Here is a 15,565-nt window from a genome sequence, read left to right as displayed (position 1 = left end):
CACAAGAAGGTTTCGAAATTCTTTAAGTCTCTCATTAACAACTATCCATGCATTAGATTTATCTTTTTCACAGTTTTCTTTACCATGCTGGGCGTAACCCTGTTTCCCGGCACAGTGATAATCACAATCCCGCGTCGATCCTGAACTGCTGAAGTCGAGGCTATCTCAAGCTTAACCCTGGATTCAAATGATCCCATACCATTTGGCTTTTCAGTGAGATCGAGTACAAGCAAAATGCCGAGTTTAGCGGAAGTATTACCATATTCCATACTCTGGCCGAGATATTCGTTATCGAGGTGTTCAAAGCTGCAATCCTGAAGTTCCCGTTTTACCTCAGTGCAGATGTGATAGGAAATAAAATTGAACAGCAAATCAACCCGGACGCTGGCGATATCGGAAATCTCAATTTTCACATCTCCTATTCCCTGCTGGGTAGACATAAAGCTATAATAATCGTGTTGCAGCTGACTTTCCAAGGGTATCTTACATATTTTATTTGCATGTTTTTCTATTCAAGAACCGTATTTAAATAATCTAATAGCCACATTACCTCAGCCACAAGAACAGTTTGATGGATACTTCTATATGAGACAATTTTTTATGGTCCATCAAACTGGTGATCTTCCTTTTATCTTCATAGTCTCCTTTAAAAATACTTCATGTAAGTTGTTGTGATTATTGTAATTTATGTGCCACTTTGATTAAAGTAGATTCTTTGAACGTCTCTTCCAATAGTAAGTGTATTCCCGTCCAATGGGTTGCATTCCTAAAAAACAAATTCAGAAATGGCAATATCCGTAATTTGCCTACAGACCTGAATATTTGTATATTGCTATTAATTGTTAACAGTTCCCCGTCTGGTTACTGAAAGGGACGCCACTCATAATTTATCATGACTGAACGTTTTTTTAAATTTCGAAGGAGATTCGACTTTTCTCAGCATCCTTATGAGATTGGCAACCCGCTATTCTCCAACAGAAAATTAGAGGACAATTTCTTTGCACTGAAACTTTATAGTCTTCCTGAAAGTGAATACAAAGCGTTTTACGATTTTCATTTAAACCACTATCTGGTCCGGAATCCAGATGGGCGTGAGGCGTTTTTCCGTAAGGTAAACCGCAGCATTCAAAGAAGAATTACTTTTTATTCAGCTAAGGATCCGTTCAAATCCGTATATGAGATTCACTCGGCCAATCTTGATAAATTAGAAGCCTTCCAAGAATTCTTAATTACCATTGATGAATGGAATGTAAACACTTCGACAGAAAAGATGCTGAGTCAAAGGGATGCAGAAATTGCGCAGCTTAAAAGAAATCTGGCAGATTTACAGGCTCAGCTCGATGAAATCCAGCATTATGAGGCGAGTGAAAAAATAGTAATCAACAGTGGGAATTTAGCGTCATTTATGGATCTCATGCGTCAGCTTCAAAAACTGATGCTGCCAAATGGCAAAAGACTGGTAACCACTCAAGGTTATAGCCCATGGTATAAAATGGTTGCCAAGAATTTTGTGCATGGAGACAAGCCGATACCGCTGGCAACGGCCCAGAATTATTTTTCTTCTGAAGACTCCTCTAAATATATTTTTATTTCCGACAAGGATCGAGCTTTTAATATTGTTCCGGTTATACCCGCAAACCAACATTAGTTCATTTTAAAGCGCAGCTATGCCCAAACACCTCCATTGGGCATCTGATTGCATGTTACTGCCCCTACTTTTGATGTGAAATCTCCGTACAGATAGCTATTTGTCTGTAGCAAGTTGGAGAGCATTGATCATTAAATTTTAAGAGACATGAATTTAGACCTGGTAACCAAAAGTGATCTGCTTGAACTAAAAAGCGAGCTGATAGAAGAGATCAAAAAAATTGTTCCGCTCCAAACGGCAACGCCTGATGAATACCTGAAAAGTTCTGAGGTCAGGAAGCTGATGAAAATTTCAGCCGGCACCTTGCTGCATCTACGGGTAAGCGGCAAACTGCCTTTTACCAAGATTGGCCGTATCGTGTATTTTAGCCGCGAGGATGTCAGGCGGATCCTGGGTAACGGTACGCCTGAAAATGCGGTTGTCAAACGATTATTTCGGGGGGAGGCACATGGGGAGCATTGATAAAAACCTTGATTATCTCAAAGACCGGATTCAGGCGGATCAAAGGCTTTCGGCGTTTCACGTGAGCCTTTTGGCTGCGCTGATCTTTGCCTCGGAAAATTCTGGGTTGACTCACCCTTTTCAGGTCAGCCGGAGCAAGCTGATGCGCTCATCCAAGATCTATTCGACCTCAACTTATCACAAGTGTATTGGTGAGCTTCAGGCTTTTGGGTACATCTTTTATAGCCCTTCCTATAATCCTTTTCTTGGAAGCCGGGTATCCTGGAACTCGGAAGACCAAGCTGTGTTGAGCTGCAATTTATCTTAAGGACCACTACGGATTTTGTGGTGTAACATAATAATTTGAACATTTAAAAATAAGTTTTTTGAATAATTCTTATGGGAGATCTGTTTGGATCGGTCTCCCACTAAAAAACTTTGAGGGGGTTGAGGCAGTGTGCAAAAGGTCCTTTTTCATTTTCAGAAAAAGGAGCAAGCGGTGGTTGGGCAGAGCCTCACCATCTTAGCCTTTACGCTAGCGTAAAGGCTGTTTGGAGAACCCTCCAGGGGTTCTCTTGGCCGCTGACGGCGGCAGGATTAAAGAAAAAGGGACCCTAGACAGGGTTGTGGATATGCAGATATGTGCATGCTTATATAGCTGTATATCTATAGGGCAATATATATTGCGATATATAACAAGTTACTTAACGAACAATGAAGAGCTGAAATGGAAACATTAAGAACCATAAAATATAATACGCAGACTGCGATTAAAATGGATAAAATCGCACAAAAGCTTGGCCGTCCGAACCGGCTGGTATTTGCGCAGATGGTGGATTACTTCTTTCGCAGTAAGAAAGATCCGCTGGATATCAATGATGAACTATTAAAAAATACACTGCTCAGGCAGCACAAGGATTACATCGGTTTTATCAAGACCCAGGAAAATGACCTGCTTATTCCGATCAAAAGAGAGGTGGACCGCATGACCGGTAATCATCGGGATATCAATAACCTTTTAAGGGAATTGGATAAAAAGAACATTACCCTGGTCAATGGGCAAGGTGAAATTTTATCGGCTGGAAAGAATTACAGCAGCAGACTATCAAATACTGATGAGATACTGAAAAATATCATGGTGAAACTATCGACCAGAGAGCAGCTTAAAAAACAGTTCCACTACATACTTGGCACTTATATCAAAAGCAGGGACGCATTTAGCATGATGACTTCAGCCAAGGAGAAAGAGGAACTGATCAGGATAACCAGAAACCAGATTGATCTTTTATAGCCATGTATATCAATATTACGGACAATAAGGAAGCCAGTAACAAGGGCGGCAGCGGTGGGCTGGTAAATTACCTGGAAAAGGAGAATCGGACTGAGGATATTAAGCAGCCAGAACTATGGTTCAACGGAAAGCGGCAAGATGTCGAGGCGTATGAAGTACGTAGAGCACTGGATGGAAACAATGCCAAGCTCGGACGACATGAGGCCAAGTTTTTCCTGATCAACATCAGTCCAAGCCAGAAAGAACTAGAGTATTTAAGGAAATCGGTTGGGGATCCTGATATGAAAAATGTGCTGAAAGCATATACAGAGAAAGTAATGGATGAATATGCCAAGAATTTCAGACGTCCTGGGATAAACAGTAATAAGGATTTGCTCTGGTTTGGTAAGGTGGAGCATAACCGATATTATAGCCATAAGGATGCAGCGGTTAAAGATGGTAGCCGGAAGCGCGGTGAGAAAAAGAGTGGAAACCAGCTGCATATACAAGTGATCGTCAGCCGCAGGGATATCACCAATAAAATAAAACTTAGTCCCATGAACAGTTCGAAAGGTAAAAATGCTGAGCACTCCAAAAAAATGGGGCAGTTTGACCGGATGGCTTTTAAGCAATGTGGGGAACGTTTGTTTGATGAGCAGTTTGGCTTTGAGCGAAACCTGAAAGATACGCTGGCCTATGCCAATATTTTAAAGAACGGCACTTTACAGCAAAGGGAGCAGCTGGATGTTCTGCTGGAGGGGGCTGCAAAAAGCTATCAAAGTAGATCAGTAGCTAATGATCTTGCTCGTGATGTAGTTAAAGGATTGTTTTCTTCTGTCGGAGATATGTTGCAAGTAACAGGTAAATCAGTTGGAGAATTTTTAGAGGTATTGATAGCGCCTGTGTATGTTCCCGATATTGCGGCTGATACTATTGAGGAGGCTGAAAAGCGACGGCGTAAAAAGTCAAGGAAGCAGGGTCAGGGTATGCAGCGTTGATAGGGTATTGCAAAAGTGTCTGGGAAGCTAATTTAATAAGGGTTGGTTGGAGTGACCCCCGCACAATTGCGGCCTGCAAACCCCATCCGCTGGGCCTTCCCTTCGTTTGCTTTTTGCATCTACCGAAAAAACTGTCCGGGACTATCGCACCTTCTAAAGTGAAGACCTGCTATAATTGTTTTTTCTTAAGCTATACATTTCCTGGGTTTCCTGCAACCGGTATAAAGTTTACATCGGAATGCATTTGAACTTGGAGCAGATCTGTCCGAAACTTACTGGTTCAGCGTCACGTTGGTATCAGCGGAGATTATAAACCGCGCTATCATTTAATCGCTAATGATGCGCTACAGAAGGAATCAACGGCTTAAAGAAACAGTCAAACTTTATTTTACCATGCAGAAACATCGTTTCACCACGCAAAAGCCTATTTGGCCTAGGTCATTCGTTTTTTATTCTGGTGAATTTTATTTTTCTGTGAACGGAAATTTTAAAACGGCAAAATTAGCTGAAAAAATCGCCTAAAATGCCGACAAATGTGGGCATTTTATAAAATCTTCATTCGGAATTTTGGAAATGTGCTGGGAAGCTTTCGTCACGGTCAAAAGCCTACTCGTCCAACCAGAACTACTCCTGGTGTAAAATATTTGTATCTGGGTTAGGGATGATTTATGTTTCGGAAAAACAAGATAAAATTTGGGATTAATTCCCCATATAAAAAATATGGACAGCCTGACTCAAAGACTTATGGAACTTAAATATGCTGACCAGCAACTTGTAAAATTGCTGGAGCAGCTTTTTGTGTGCCAAAGATTTGAGAAAGGCATGTTCCTGAACACACCTTATAACCCTTCCTCATTTATCTGCTTCATGGAAAGTGGCCTGGTCTGCGGTTATTCTTTAGAGGATAGAAAGCGGCATATATCCTGGGCAGTTGAAAATGGATTTTTTCTTTCTTCCACCAGTTTTTTTAGTTCTGTTTCCAGCAGTGAATATATTTATTTCCTTAAGGACAGCACGGTGAGTTTGTTGAGTCTGCCCAGGGCAAAACACATTATAGAACAAAACCCCACTTTATTGTTCATGCTGATTGAAATTTACGAAGAACAACTGAATACGGTTAAAAACCGGGAGCAGTTACTAAAGATTGGGCATGCAGAAAAAAGATACCTGTTGTTCAGGGAAGAGCACCCTAGACTGATGGAAAAGCTAATCCATGATGTACTCGCTTCTATACTTAATATTGAGACTAAATACCTCTACAAGATCAAGAAAAAATTTTTCCGAAAATAAATCAGTTCTCTACCTGCTGTCTTACATTCCTGAAAGTCGGTAAATCATTCTCTTTTTCCACCCTGGAATACTCAAAAAGGACACTATAAATTCCCGAATTGTGCTGGGGTTCCCTAAATCTGATGGACCTAACTTTAATTATATCATAAAAAAATTGATGGGGAGTACCGACTTGGCTGCCATTAATTCCTGATGGTAAATATCAGAACCGATTTACAGGCCCCCGAGGTAATGCCTGTAAATCAGGTCAAAGCCCGCGGTACTGGAAAGAAAGGCCGGGCATCTGGTATATGGAACGTGGGTACAACGATAAAGTGCAAAATACAGGGCAGGCCAGCGCCAAGGTTGCGCCGCTTTTCAAAAGGAAAACAAAGTCAGTGTAAAGGGATGAAAGTTTTAGATACAGCAAAGATAACACAGGTGGCCAGGATCATGTCCTTTATTGCCACACTCGCCTATATGGTAATGCTGTTTATCAGATTTATCATTTACTGCATTACTGCAGTGACCAGGATTTACGTCCATCATGGCAGGTTGGACTTATGGTATCCTGATGCTCAAAAGAGGGTTCTTCACAGATTTGTTCACGACCGCAAACACAGCCTCTTCGCGGTTATCCCGGATGCTGCTGACAACGTCATCCGGGAAATGGGAACAAGATTCATCGTTAATGAAAATGTTCCCGGCGAGGTCCGCCTAAGGACAACCTTAACTAAACATAAAACATAAGTTTTTGGAACACTTTTTTGATTTTATAAAAAGTCGCATATCATGGTAAGAAACATGAAAAACAATAAAAAAACATGGCTGGGAGCTATGTTTACATTTGCTCTTGTAGCAATTATGGGTTTGACCTTTGCGTTTAAACCTTTTAACAAAGAAAACAAAAACATCAATGAAAAGGCGACCACTTACTACTATACCGGTAGTGATGTAGCCGGTGCGAATGACCCGGCAAACTGGTCAAGCGATCCAGGAGATGCATCACCTTGTGGTGGTCTTGCGCAGATTCCTTGTCAAGTTACAGTCCCAACGACTATCGATAGTTACCTGGAGGACAAAACGGATCAGGATGTAATGGAAGATACGAATGTTTCTAAACGTCCGTTCGAGTAATATTATCAGCTGTTGTCAGTGTTCTGCTGACAACAGCTTTTTTTATCTGGGGTTTTGCTGCATTCCGGTCAGACCAATAATCCCTTCTGGGATAGGTAAAGCATATCGCAGATCATTAGGTTTTAAGGTATAAATCCTGTTATTGACATTTCTTGAAACCAGAATATTTGCCCCGTCCCTATTCAGTCTTTTTAGCTCTGGCCACCTTAGGCCTCTAAACAACAGCTCTTTTCTCCTTTCTAATAATACCATACTTAGCATTTCATTTTTATTTTTTATCGAAACCGGGATAAATGCCTGTGATTTGCTCCATCTTGACTTAAGCAAAGTGTTAAGGTCATCAGTTGCTGCGTCTAGGTTTCCAAGCCGCGCATAACTCTCTGCCCTCATCAGAAAAACTTCATCTGTGGCAATCCCTGAAAAAAGGTAAAGACTTCCCTGGTAACTTCCCCTAAAGCCATAAGTACCGTTTTTGTTATCCCTGAAAAAGATAGTTTTTCTGAGGTCTCCATTTTGGTAAGTCCTAAAAAGCACTGTATCTACCTTTCCCCTTGAAACCCCAAGAGCCTGAGGTGTCGGCATGGCGCAGGCATAAGCTACCTCGCTGTTGAACTCCTGAACCGGGTAATTGGTAGCTGGATTTAAGGTATTGTAATCAATCAGGGTATTTTTAATCTTCAAATAACTATCTGCATACTCCAGACATTTATCATATTGCCCCATAAATAGATAGACCCTGGCTAATAATCCCAATGCAGCAGGTTTTGATGATCTAAAAACGTGCAGGGGATTTTGTTGCAGCAGTGGAATCGCTTCCTTGAGATCAGTAATAACCTGCTTATAGCTTTCCTCAAGAGTTGATCTTGTTGAAGGTACATTAAAATCTGTACCCAACCGGATTGGCACCCCAAGTTCGGTGGAAGAAGATCTTGGGTCATATGCAGATGTCCAGGTATTGACGACACCCAATAAAGCCCTGGCCCTTAAAAAATATGCCTGACCCTTTAAATTGTCCCATTCTGAGGCGTTGGAAGGTGTCCGCTGGATGCCATCAATGACTTCCAGAACAGTATTTGCCCTATAGATGTGCTGATAGGAAAAATACCATTCCGTTGCTGCCCCACTCCCGAAGAGATAGCTGGGTTCCCATGTATAGACCCGTCTGTTCTCTTCCCCGTTCAGGGCCAGGAAATCAGCAGTGGTGAGGTAGTAGTCATCAGCGCTCATTTCCATTGAGTAAGGTTCATTGATGATGTTTTCGTAATCGTCCAAAATTCCCTGGAGGTCGGCGAGGGTCCTGAGGATTACCAGGGATTTTTTAGGCTCTTTATCAAGAAATTTCTTGCAGGATGCTAGGGTACAGATCGCGCATACCGCTATCAAAATACTGAATGTTTTCATGTCTTATCATTTAAAGTGTGAGGTTTATTCCAAAAGCAAATGTTTTTGGTGGTGGGACCGCATTTAGCCGGTACTCGGGATCTATACCCTCTTTATTGGCAGCCCATAAGATGCCCAGGTTGCTGATGTTTGCATAAATCCGCAGGTTCTGGAAAGGAAGTTTTCTTAAGGCATTCCGCGTGAAATCATAGGAAAGATTGATATACTGTAACCTGACATGGTCGCCTTTTTCAATTGTAGCCTCAGAACCGGCATAATAACTGTCACGGCTACTGCTTGTGGGATATACCATCGACGGAACATTTGTACTTATCTCATCCCCGGGCTTTTTCCATCGGTTTTCCAGTTCAGGGTGCCCGCCCAGGTTTGAGGAAAATAGTGTGCTGTAGTTCACTGCTCCCCTTCGATAATAGTATCCCAGATTAAAGAGTACCCTGAGCGTAACCGAAAAGTTCTTGTAACTCACAGAATTTCCAACAGAGCCATAAACCGTGGGTAACGCTGATCCGCTATATATGAGGTCCGTGACTTTTGTCGAATCCCCTGTGATGGCATTGTAGTTTTTGCTTTTGTGCCCGTTGATAAAGCCGACCGGATCACCGTTCTGCGGGTCCAGCCCTTCCCAACGGTATGAATACATGGCATACAAAGGCTTTCCTGAAACTGCTGTTACACTGGGCGATGCCCCGGTCAGAAAATCACTTCCATTTACTGCGTTTTTGTAATATGCACCTACTTTGTCCCGGTAAATGCTAAAATTTATATTGGTTGTCCATTTAATGGGTCCACTTAAGTTTACCGAATTAAGCGCCAAGTCAAATCCTTTTCCATTGAGAGAAGCGATGTTGCGTGTGATTGTGGTCGATGTACCTGTAGTATAGTCCATCTGTGAAGGCCCGAACAGGTCACTGGAATGCTTCCAGAAAAAATCAATACTGCCAAAGATCCTGTTTCCTGTAGTTGCAAAATCAATGGCTACATTGGTCATCCTCACCTTTTCCCATCTGAGCTCAGGATTGGCAAACTGTGAGAAACGTCCTATAGGTGTAAGTGTGTAGGGAGAGGTGTTCAGAAACTGTACAGTGGTTACCGCCGACCGATTAAGGTCTACATTTCCGCTAAACCCGTATGTTGCCCTCAGCTTTAGATAGGAAAGCCATTGCACGTCGTAAAAAGATTCGCGGCTGATGCTCCATGCCCCACCCACGGACCACAAAAGGTTCCATTTATCGTTGGCGTTTACACCGAACAAGTTCGATGCATCCCTCCTCGCACTTCCTGAGATGACATATTTTCCATCATAAGTATATGCGCCGTTAAAAAACGCGGATACGAAGCGGTTGGTTGTCCCTATGAAACCGGACATATCCGGAATAAACGACCTTGCCCCGTTTACAATACTTGGATAGGATATGGTGAGGTCCGTATTCTGATAGGTGATCAGTTCGGGGTCATATCCAAAAGTTCTGTTGGTTGTTCCGTTGAGGCTCTGGTCCCTCAGTTCTGCTCCGGCCAATGCCGTAGCTTCATGTTTACCCCATGCCTTGTTAAAATTAAGCTGTGCACGGAAGGACTGGGCTATAAGCAGATTTGCTGACTGGTCCAGTATGCCACCCTTTGGAACAATATATTTTACCGTGCCAGCTGCCTGGTTGATCTGGCTATACTGATTGATCAGGTTTCGCGCGAAATAACTGTCCGCGCCATTTAAAAAATCGGAATTTGCATCCTGCTTCTCATATTGGTACTTGAGCTCTCCGGTTAACCATTTGGCCAGGCTGAGATCTGCACCGACGTTTAAGACAAGGTCACTAATCTTATTCACAGAGGAATTATTCTGGTAATCATCCATATAGTAATTCCAGTTCAATAGCTTTCCCTTTCCCACAGTATCGATATAATTCTGTCTATAGGTCCTCGCGATCGATAAAGCATTTCCGTTATCATCCATAAACCTTGTATATGGCGGAAGTTCCTGATTGGTCATCCTAATGCTTCCATAACTAGGCCTTCCTCCGGTGCTTTGGCTCTGGGTGTAGCGGATGGCCGTGTTGAGCTTTACGAATTTCGCCGGAGCATAAGAATTCTGGAAATTGAGATTTACCCGGTTGTAAACAGCATGAAGGTTACTGATATTTCTGTCATAGCCCGAAGAAAAATACCATGACGCTTTCGCCGATCCACCGCTCAAAGCTAATGCATACTGTTGGTTGATGGCTTTCCTATATGTAGCATTCTGGTACTCATCTCTTAGGTCAACGGCTGCAAGACCAGATAACTGCCGTTCCAAATCTGTCTTGCTTATTTTACCATTAAGCTGTTTGAACATCAGCTCATATGCCGGGCTGAATGGAAGGCGTCTGGTCGAAGATGTGTCTGAAAAGCGGTATTTATTTGCGAAGAGCATCTTCTCAATATCGATATAGACTGATGAAGAAAGCTGCGGTATGTAAGAAAGATCTGGCTCACCTGCTATTGTTAAATTGGTGTTGAATTCCGTTTTTAAAGCGGTATTCAACTTTCCCTTTTTGGTTGTGATCACAATAACTCCATTGCCTGCCCTGGTCCCCCAGATTGAAGATGCAGCCGCGTCTTTCAAAATAGAGATATTTTCTACATCATTTGGGTTCAGGTTATTCAGGTCGCCTTCATATGGGAAATTGTCAACAACGATAAGCGGTTGTTTTGGTCCACTGAGGGTACTTAGCCCTCTGATGATCAATCCTGAAGCTGATTGCGTGGTCCTATTAAAACTTACACCATTTGCAACAGCTTCAAGACGGCTCAGCACGTCAGTGCTGATTTGCTCGTTGAAGGTCTCTTTTTTGATGAAATCAAAAGCTCCGGTTGATCGTTCTTTAGGTACAAACTGATAACCTGTAGATACTGATACGTCTTCCAGTTGGCTTTCAGATGCATTAAGGTTAATCGTAAGTGGTAAATCCTGTGGTAGCTTTACTATTAGTTTTTCTGTATTAAAACCAATGTGCGAAATCAATAGCGTAATTTCTTTTTCAGATGTGCGGAACTCGAAGCGTCCGGCTGAATCACTGGTGATGTTTATTTTATTATCGGTTGATTTTACTGAGGCACCAGCAAGACTCATGTTGGCACCCGTTATTCTTCCCTTCACGATATATTGTCCATGGACAAATGTTGAAACCGATATAAATAATAATGTCAATAGGGCATTTCTCATAATCCTGCTTTTTGAATTTCCGTTGATTTTTGTTGAACTGTTTTCCCCTTTGATATCACAAGCATATCGATCGTTCTGTCCTGTGGGATAAGTGCCAGGCCATACTCTTTCAGTTCATTGTTTAGTCCCTTTAAATCTGATGGATCTGATTTAAGGCTGATATCGATACGCTCACTGATCCCGGTCTCATCAATGACAAGCGGCAGAGGGATATCAATATCATTCATTCTCGCGACCATCGCCTTAATTGTGCCGTTGAGGATGTAACTGGAATCTTTTTCGAAAAGCCCGTTAACCTTTTTGCCGCCTACTGAGGCCAATTTTTGAATTGAGCCAACTTTTGAAAGTATCATGCAGGCGATCTTTCTGTTCTCTATTCTGCCTAAAAATCCGGAAGAAAGATTTAGCTGCTCAAGCAATATGGAATCTGTGAGTTGGATTTGGTTAACGTCGAAAGAGTAATATTCTTCATCTCCCAATTCTCCATTATCTGATTGCAATGGGGTATGGTTATCATGCTCAACTATTATTCTCTTACGGTTGAAGCCAGGGATTAAGCCTTTTCCCAGATCTGCAAAGATTCTTAATAAAGATTGGTTAGCATACAGCACACCAGTTTTTTTATTTTCTATTGATCTTGTTTTCTTGATAGTGGGCAGTCCCTTAATGCGGCCTTTGATGAGTATTGTAGATTGACGAACTTCAACATTGGCCTGGATCTCTTTTGATAAATAAAGGGGACTATTTATATCCTGATCAATTTTTTTATCCAGTAAAACTGTTTTGCCCTTAGTTAATTTTCGGATATTTTCTTTTGTGAACATCTCATGTTCAGATGAAGCAAGCACTTCGCCCTCTTTACTTATCCATATATAATGGGGCAAGATCTGATGGGGGAAAAATTCTTTCAAGGTAACATCCGATACAATTGTTGGGAGCTTGACGTTCTTAACATGATCATTGTTTGAAAAAAAACTGAAGATTTTAGTATAAGGTTCCCTGGTGATGGGCACTAGCGAAAAAATACCATCTAATTCCGTTGAAATTTTTTCATTATCCGGCATATGTGCTACACAGCTACCGCACCATGTGGCCCAGAAGTCTAGGACAAGGAGTTTGCCCCTATATATGGATAGATCATGAACAGTAATTTTTCCTTGGCCGAAAAAAGTATGTTTTATCTTCCAGAAATTTTCCGGCACTTTTTCCCCAATCCGTAAAGATTGGATATTCGAATAACTTTCTTGTCCTTTTACGCGGCTGATAAAAGAAAACATTACTGCCGAGACTAATATTGTTAAGCTGTGGAATAATTTCTTTGGCCTAATTTCTCTAAATGCAAGTGTTGCAAGTGGTCTGATGGTAATTGGTCTTTGCTGTTTTCCTTTCTTGTATGGCCCTCCGCGATTGGAAAGAAAAGGGCATAGCATAGCCATTACGACTATTTTTATCGTTTTTTTCATGAATTCGGTTAGTTGGTTTTAGAAGAAATATTCTTTAAAAAGAAGTGAAAAAAATAAGGCAGGGAGCATTATAAAGAACCTATTTATCATTAACCATTAGGGTCCCCTGCCATATTTATAAAGCTATTCTGGAGCGCAGATCACCAAGGAGATAAGGTGATTGAAAAGATGTGTCGATTTAAAGTTCATACTCGTATAGGTTTATACGAGTCTCAGATATAAATGCACTATAGCAGGCTCTATATATCATCTTGCTAGGCTTCTGACGGCCTTTTGAAACGAATACAATAGAGCCCATAACGCTATAGTGTAAGACGAAATTACACATAATATTGTCATGGGCATTAATCTATTGTCTCGTTCAATCGCAATTGTCAGAATTTAGCAAGCGAGACTCTTATTAATACCAAAAATTAAATAACTTATTAACAATAAGTTATTATGTTTTCAAATATAATAATAAAAGGTAAAAAGGACAAATATGTCCTAACATTAATTCTTTTATATTTTGACTTTAGTTCTGTGGGAAAACAGTATAGAGATCAGAAGTATTTAGAAGCCGTAGGTCGAAAGTTAATTGAAATCAGAGAGAAGCAAGGTATCACTCAAGAAAAGCTTGCCGAACTTACTAAATTTGATACTAGGCAAATTGGACGAATAGAAAGGGCTGAAACAAATACCTCTATTAGTATGATTAAAGCAATAGCAGATAAACTTAATATAGGTGTTGATGAAATGCTAATCATAAAATAGGCTTTGTATCTTCATAAACGGGGTTCAAAAGAATATTCTTTAAGAATTATATGAAAATTTACGTTGATACCTAACTGTCGGCAACCCATTTTAGTGAGATTTTACTAGATAATAAGCCTTTCACGAGCATTACTTGTTATGATATCAATTACGAAATGTTAATTTATGGATGTTCAGAAAATGATATCTGCTGCACGTCACTTCTTGACCAGTTCACTGATCAGAAATTCATAATATCTTTCACTTGCCATATGCTTGAACAGGTATTGAAGACTATCCCTGTTTAAATCCAAAAATTTTATCAGTTCGTTCTGGATATTATCCGGCAGATAGGAAATAACACTTAGACCAATCATGGCATGGTTGATATTAGTGGCATCGAAAGTAAAACACATCAACTTGTGCTGTCCAATATAGCAAGATGCGATCCAAACATATTTTGGTAGGCTAGTGGTGAGCAGTTCTACCTTTTTTGCATTATCCAACCCTGAACCTTTTATAATAGTCTTATATTTTTCGCTGTACTCTATTTTAATATCCCAAACCAGATCTGCAACGATTACTCCATCGAAGAAGAATGTTAAAATAGTATCTAAACCGGCAACGATAACCTCAAGATCCTGAAAAGAAATCCGGACCTTTGGGTAGACAGGCAACACAATGTTTTTGACAAGTGTAGGTTCTTTTTGTTTATGCCCTTCTGTCCACGGTGTAATTAGATTAAAGTCTCCTTCGAAGTTTATCCTCACAAAAGGCCCCCATTGGTCGTCATGTGCATATATCTTGTCAATATTATCCGACATGTAACTCATCTTTTTTTGAGGAGCTATAGGCTGGGGAGTTAGGGTCTTAAATCCCGATACTGTTATTGCGTGAAGCCCATGCTGACCACCATTGGGAACCCTTATAACCAAGATGATAGGTATGCCTATTCCAGAATAAGCATTAATCATCTTTTTTAGGTAATGGTTACTTACCACTTTGAAAGGATGCGCAGCCGTCCTGTGGTCTGCTTCTTTAATTTCCGATACAAGTCCGGAGTTCAAAATGGCTTGTGAGATCTGTAAGATGCTCAATCCCTTGTTCGGGAACAAACGGCTTCCGTCAGGAGAAACGTTGTCCGCATCCAGGGTAATCTGACTAGGAGACTTCAGGATCGTATGGAAATCTACCGCGGCCTTGTTCAACATCGACCAGATGGCCGTTGTGGCACAGGCGGCGATGACGGAATCCTGTTCCTGGAAAGCCAAAGATTTTAGTTTTATTGCAGTTCCGTACAGATTAATCTTATAGGTTCTCAATCCCCAGAAATTGCGGTCGTTGAGTTTTTCGCCGTTAGAATACGTCTTTAGAACTGTATAACCAATCATCTTCACCGGAATTGGCTTTACCACTACAAAACCTACATAATGCGACCAGAACTCTTTCGCCTCTTCCTTAGGTTTCAGTATGTTCTCCATGAACATTTTTTTGGTAACCTTTATATCAAAAAAATGCACCCTTCGACAAACCTTTTCGTAGTTTTCGAAACAAAGTGCATAATAGGAGGCGTAATCATGAAGATAGTCGCGACTGATATAGCCCTCTTCTATCAAGATAGTTTTAGCCCCAAGTTCCGCACTGCTCAGGTATTTCAAGAAATATCTGTAATGCTGTTTGAGCTTTACCTGTTCAGGAGTTGTATGTTTATTTGAGAGTGAGGACGCTAAATTATCCTCATTGAAAGCGAGAATCTTCAAAACACTAGTTTATAACTGTACTACAAGTTTTAGCGTTTCTTGATCTACATCTTTTAATTTGAGGATTTCTTCCTGCAATTGGAAGGTTGCAGCGATAGCGTCTTTCACAGCTTTAGACTGTTTAAGTCTAATAGCCTTGATTTCAGCGCCTGGCATTAAAATCTGGGATGCTTGAAGTTTTTCCATAATAAAAATAATTCATGCCGTTTTTGGGACGGCAAAGATACGAACGTTAAATTGAAATTAC

14 protein-coding genes are annotated in these 15,565 nt (G+C 41.0%); 8 read left to right on the top strand and 6 right to left on the bottom strand.

Features of this window, described 5'->3' with window-relative positions; translation table 11 throughout:
• Positions 1-41 precede the first annotated feature (41 nt).
• Entirely contained in the window at positions 42-476 is a 435-nt protein-coding gene (locus CBW18_RS10205; protein WP_140418659.1) for a hypothetical protein, read from the bottom strand.
• A 416-nt stretch (positions 477-892) separates the two neighbouring features.
• On the opposite strand from CBW18_RS10205, the gene CBW18_RS10200 reads away from it, so the two are divergent.
• The 7 genes from CBW18_RS10200 (at position 893) to CBW18_RS10155 (ending at position 6,763) form a co-directional block, all read left to right on the top strand.
• Positions 893-1,648 carry a hypothetical protein gene (locus CBW18_RS10200; RefSeq protein WP_088301175.1) on the top strand — a complete coding sequence of 252 codons (756 nt, stop codon included), beginning with the start codon at positions 893-895 and terminating at the stop codon, positions 1,646-1,648.
• 147 nt (positions 1,649-1,795) lie between these two features.
• A complete protein-coding gene (locus CBW18_RS10195) occupies positions 1,796-2,110 on the top strand; it encodes a helix-turn-helix domain-containing protein (protein WP_088301174.1) in 315 nt (104 codons plus the stop codon).
• 706 nt (positions 2,111-2,816) lie between these two features.
• Positions 2,817-3,380 (top strand): BfmA/BtgA family mobilization protein, encoded by a 564-nt coding sequence (locus CBW18_RS10180; protein ID WP_088301171.1) that lies wholly within the window; start codon positions 2,817-2,819, stop codon positions 3,378-3,380.
• Between the two features lie 2 nt (positions 3,381-3,382).
• On the top strand, positions 3,383-4,357 hold the full coding sequence (locus CBW18_RS10175; protein WP_088301170.1) for a DUF5712 family protein: 975 nt from the start codon (positions 3,383-3,385) through the stop codon (positions 4,355-4,357).
• A 744-nt stretch (positions 4,358-5,101) separates the two neighbouring features.
• Positions 5,102-5,647, top strand: coding sequence for a hypothetical protein (locus CBW18_RS10165; RefSeq protein ID WP_140418658.1), 546 nt, complete (start codon positions 5,102-5,104; stop codon positions 5,645-5,647).
• 192 nt (positions 5,648-5,839) lie between these two features.
• A complete protein-coding gene (locus CBW18_RS10160) occupies positions 5,840-6,376 on the top strand; it encodes a hypothetical protein (RefSeq protein WP_088301167.1) in 537 nt (178 codons plus the stop codon).
• Positions 6,377-6,430: 54 nt separating this feature from the next.
• Complete coding sequence (locus CBW18_RS10155) at positions 6,431-6,763, top strand: hypothetical protein (RefSeq protein ID WP_140418657.1); 333 nt, start codon at positions 6,431-6,433, stop codon at positions 6,761-6,763.
• A gap of 42 nt (positions 6,764-6,805) precedes the next feature.
• On the opposite strand, the gene CBW18_RS10150 is transcribed toward CBW18_RS10155, so the two are convergent.
• From CBW18_RS10150 to CBW18_RS10140, 3 genes are read right to left on the bottom strand one after another with little or no spacing between them, the layout of a single operon-like run.
• On the bottom strand, positions 6,806-8,164 hold the full coding sequence (locus CBW18_RS10150; RefSeq protein WP_088301165.1) for a RagB/SusD family nutrient uptake outer membrane protein: 1,359 nt from the start codon (positions 8,162-8,164) through the stop codon (positions 6,806-6,808).
• A gap of 10 nt (positions 8,165-8,174) precedes the next feature.
• Positions 8,175-11,363, bottom strand: coding sequence for a SusC/RagA family TonB-linked outer membrane protein (locus CBW18_RS10145; RefSeq protein ID WP_088301164.1), 3,189 nt, complete (start codon positions 11,361-11,363; stop codon positions 8,175-8,177).
• Positions 11,360-12,826 carry a TlpA family protein disulfide reductase gene (locus tag CBW18_RS10140; protein ID WP_140418656.1) on the bottom strand — a complete coding sequence of 489 codons (1,467 nt, stop codon included), beginning with the start codon at positions 12,824-12,826 and terminating at the stop codon, positions 11,360-11,362. The genes CBW18_RS10145 and CBW18_RS10140 overlap by 4 nt, the downstream gene beginning before the upstream one ends.
• Before the next feature lie 441 nt (positions 12,827-13,267).
• Between CBW18_RS10140 and CBW18_RS10135 the strand changes: the two genes are divergently transcribed.
• The gene (locus CBW18_RS10135; RefSeq protein ID WP_253249002.1) at positions 13,268-13,579 is read left to right on the top strand and encodes a helix-turn-helix domain-containing protein; all 312 of its coding nucleotides are present in this window, start codon (positions 13,268-13,270) and stop codon (positions 13,577-13,579) included.
• A gap of 197 nt (positions 13,580-13,776) precedes the next feature.
• On the opposite strand, the gene CBW18_RS10130 is transcribed toward CBW18_RS10135, so the two are convergent.
• Complete coding sequence (locus CBW18_RS10130; protein ID WP_088301162.1) at positions 13,777-15,318, bottom strand: hypothetical protein; 1,542 nt, start codon at positions 15,316-15,318, stop codon at positions 13,777-13,779.
• 9 nt (positions 15,319-15,327) lie between these two features.
• Positions 15,328-15,504, bottom strand: a complete 177-nt coding sequence (locus tag CBW18_RS21370) for a hypothetical protein (RefSeq protein WP_172406490.1) — start codon at positions 15,502-15,504, stop codon at positions 15,328-15,330.
• Positions 15,505-15,565: the final 61 nt, after the last annotated feature.

The sequence above is a fragment of the Pedobacter sp. AJM genome, from assembly GCF_002197755.1.
Taxonomy (GTDB): Bacteria; Bacteroidota; Bacteroidia; order Sphingobacteriales; family Sphingobacteriaceae; genus Pedobacter.
The sequence above is the reverse complement of the archived record's forward strand: the minus strand, read 5'-3'. Positions and strand labels throughout refer to the sequence as shown.

Coding starts and splice junctions, on each gene's coding strand:
- CBW18_RS10200 (WP_088301175.1), top strand. CDS start 893: ATGACTGAACGTTTTTTTAAATTTCGAAGGAGATTCGACTTTTCTCAG.
- CBW18_RS10195 (WP_088301174.1), top strand. CDS start 1,796: ATGAATTTAGACCTGGTAACCAAAAGTGATCTGCTTGAACTAAAAAGC.
- CBW18_RS10180 (WP_088301171.1), top strand. CDS start 2,817: ATGGAAACATTAAGAACCATAAAATATAATACGCAGACTGCGATTAAA.
- CBW18_RS10175 (WP_088301170.1), top strand. CDS start 3,383: ATGTATATCAATATTACGGACAATAAGGAAGCCAGTAACAAGGGCGGC.
- CBW18_RS10165 (WP_140418658.1), top strand. CDS start 5,102: ATGGAACTTAAATATGCTGACCAGCAACTTGTAAAATTGCTGGAGCAG.
- CBW18_RS10160 (WP_088301167.1), top strand. CDS start 5,840: ATGGTAAATATCAGAACCGATTTACAGGCCCCCGAGGTAATGCCTGTA.
- CBW18_RS10155 (WP_140418657.1), top strand. CDS start 6,431: ATGAAAAACAATAAAAAAACATGGCTGGGAGCTATGTTTACATTTGCT.
- CBW18_RS10150 (WP_088301165.1), bottom strand. CDS start 8,164: ATGAAAACATTCAGTATTTTGATAGCGGTATGCGCGATCTGTACCCTA.
- CBW18_RS10145 (WP_088301164.1), bottom strand. CDS start 11,363: ATGAGAAATGCCCTATTGACATTATTATTTATATCGGTTTCAACATTT.
- CBW18_RS10140 (WP_140418656.1), bottom strand. CDS start 12,826: ATGAAAAAAACGATAAAAATAGTCGTAATGGCTATGCTATGCCCTTTT.
- CBW18_RS10135 (WP_253249002.1), top strand. CDS start 13,268: ATGTTTTCAAATATAATAATAAAAGGTAAAAAGGACAAATATGTCCTA.
- CBW18_RS21370 (WP_172406490.1), bottom strand. CDS start 15,504: ATGGAAAAACTTCAAGCATCCCAGATTTTAATGCCAGGCGCTGAAATC.